Consider the following 2,282-nt stretch of genomic DNA (forward strand, 5'->3'; position numbering starts at 1 on the left):
TTCTGCGCAAGCGCGCCGCCCAGCGTTTTTCGAAATCGCGTTTCGTCGCGGCGCAGTTCGAGGCCTATTTCAAGGACGGATTGTGGCTGGAAACCGCCCGCCACGCCAACGCGATGGCCGCGCGCCTTGCCGCGGCGATCGAGGATTCGGCCACGGCAAAGCTGGCCTGGCTGCCGCAGGCAAACGAGGTGTTCGCGGTGATCAAGAAGGCCGAAGCCGAAAAGCTGCAGGCAGCCGGTGCCGCCTTCTACGACTGGCACAAGCCGCATGGCTTTGACGGTCATATCGGCGAGGACGAGTTGCTCTATCGCTTCGTCACCAGCTTTGCGACGACGGCCGAAGATGTCGACCGCTTTGGCCAGCTGATTGCCTGATAGACCGGGACAATGGAACACAGCGGATCAGGTTTGAGGACACATCGGCGGTTTTGCCGTTCGCTTCACTGGACGGCTCAGTTGCGGGCGGTGCTGGTCACGATACTGCTCGCTTCCAGCCTGCAAGGCGCTTGGTCCCAGACCTGTTCGATGACGGCCGCCAACGGATCGTATGGCGTGGTGGACATCCTGAGCGGTGCGGCTGACGATACGACGACAACCTTCTCGATCAATTGCACCGGGACGGCCAACCAGACGGTGCGCCTGTGCGTCGAACTGTCACCCGGTCAGACGAACGCCGCCGGCAATCGCCGGCTGGCGTCCGGCTCGGAGCGGCTGGTGCATGAACTCTACAGCAATGCGACGCGAACGACGATATGGGGATCGTGGGGCCTGGCGACGACAGCCTACGGCCTCTATCCCATCGGGACGACCTACGATCTCGGCCTCGGTTCCTCCGGCAGCGCCAATGCTACGCTGACGGTTTACGGCAGGGTATTCTCCAACCAGACCACCTCGGGACCTGGATCATATACCTGGACCATGACCACCGCGCCCGCCGCCGCCTATGACTACAGGACTGCCGCGGCGTGCCCGACAGGCAGCCGGCAAGCCACCTCCAGCGGCTCCACCTGGACCGCGACAATCAACGCGAACTGCAACGTTTCGGCCACCAACGTGAATTTTGGCTCGGTCGGCGTGCTGGCATCGAATGCCGATTCGACGGGTTCGGTCACGGTTCAATGCACGGACGCGACCCCCTACAACATCGGGCTCGGCGCCGGAACCGGATCCGGCGCCACGGTCGCCAGCAGGAAGATGACGAGCGGCATCAGGACTGTGACCTATTCGCTCTACAGCGACACCGGTAGGACCACCGTCTGGGGAAACACGATCGGCACCAACACCGCTAGCGGCACCGGCACCGGGCTGGACCAAGCATACACCGTATACGCCCGCGCCCCTGCGCAGACCACGCCTGCGCCTGGAACGTACACCGATACAATCGTCGTCACGGTCACCTACTGACAGGCCACAGGCGGCGGCCCCTATGTCAGCGGCAAGCGACCGGAATGACCACTTGCCCGTTTGCTTTCGGCGTGTAGCCGAACGCTGCCTGGCACGACCCCTTGGCGGTTTCGGCTGCGACGATGTTCTCGCGTGCCAGTCCCTTCACATAGGCGCGCCCGTCATAGCCGATGACGAAGTCCTGATTACCATTGATCGTGCCATGCGACCCGGCCTCGAGCGGCTGTCCATCAGGCCCCGACAGGATGAGGACGGCCGCGTCCACATTCGTGCGAACCCGGAAATCGACCCGAACTCCAGCCCGGTCGGCTGGCGCGATGACGTCCTGCGTTGTCGCGACGTCGGCGTCGACGGGCAGGTTGGTCGTGTCGATGGCGATCTTGTTTCTCTGATAGGAGCGCAGGCGCGGCAGCAGCAGCCGGCCCTTTGCATCGGTGACGCCCGACGGTCGGTTTTCGTAGAGCACGCCGACATTCGGCAAGCCTGTTTCGATGACGGCGAAACTGTCGTCGATCCGGTCTGTCAGGAAGATGCCGGATCCCATCGTTGCGATCGCCCCGTCGAACTGGGCTGTCGCCGTGGTGCCGGAGTTCGAACGGGCGACGTCGGCGTCGGCACGCCCGTGGGAAGAACGATAAGAGACCGCCGCGGAGCCCTCCGCGGATCGGCCTTGGGTGACGCTGGCCCGCCAGCCAAGGCTTCCCGGTTCCTCGCCGAGCGGCTTGCTCACGTCGGCGATCACGTCGAACCTGCCCCTGGCGGCGGAAATGGCCGTCGATGCCATTGTATCGCCGCCGATCGGGATCGACAGCCCGGCGAAGAGGCCGGCGTTGCGTCGCCCGCCAAGTTCGGCGAACGCGGTGGCATTGAGACTGTCTC

The 2,282-nt window shown here is 64.3% G+C and carries 2 protein-coding genes and 1 pseudogene; 2 read left to right on the forward strand and 1 reads right to left on the reverse strand.

Translation table 11 applies throughout. The annotated features are described in order from the left end of the window. Positions 1 to 374, forward strand: a pseudogene (locus EN935_RS31860) (low specificity L-threonine aldolase); the annotation flags it as partial. 12 nt (positions 375 to 386) lie between these two features. Continuing rightward, positions 387 to 1,403 (forward strand): spore coat protein U domain-containing protein, encoded by a 1,017-nt coding sequence (locus EN935_RS31865; RefSeq protein WP_109659266.1) that lies wholly within the window; start codon positions 387 to 389, stop codon positions 1,401 to 1,403. 25 nt (positions 1,404 to 1,428) lie between these two features. Here EN935_RS31865 and EN935_RS31870 read toward each other — a convergent pair. Further along, on the reverse strand, positions 1,429 to 2,282 hold an 854-nt coding region (locus EN935_RS31870; protein ID WP_164771524.1), incomplete at its 5' end, for a fimbria/pilus outer membrane usher protein.

The sequence above is a fragment of the Mesorhizobium sp. M7D.F.Ca.US.004.03.1.1 genome, from assembly GCF_003998635.1.
GTDB lineage: Bacteria > Pseudomonadota > Alphaproteobacteria > Rhizobiales > Rhizobiaceae > Mesorhizobium > Mesorhizobium loti.

What these genes read in the sequence shown, in the direction of transcription:
- EN935_RS31865 (WP_109659266.1), top strand. Translation starts at nt 387, where the DNA reads ATGGAACACAGCGGATCAGGTTTGAGGACACATCGGCGGTTTTGCCGT.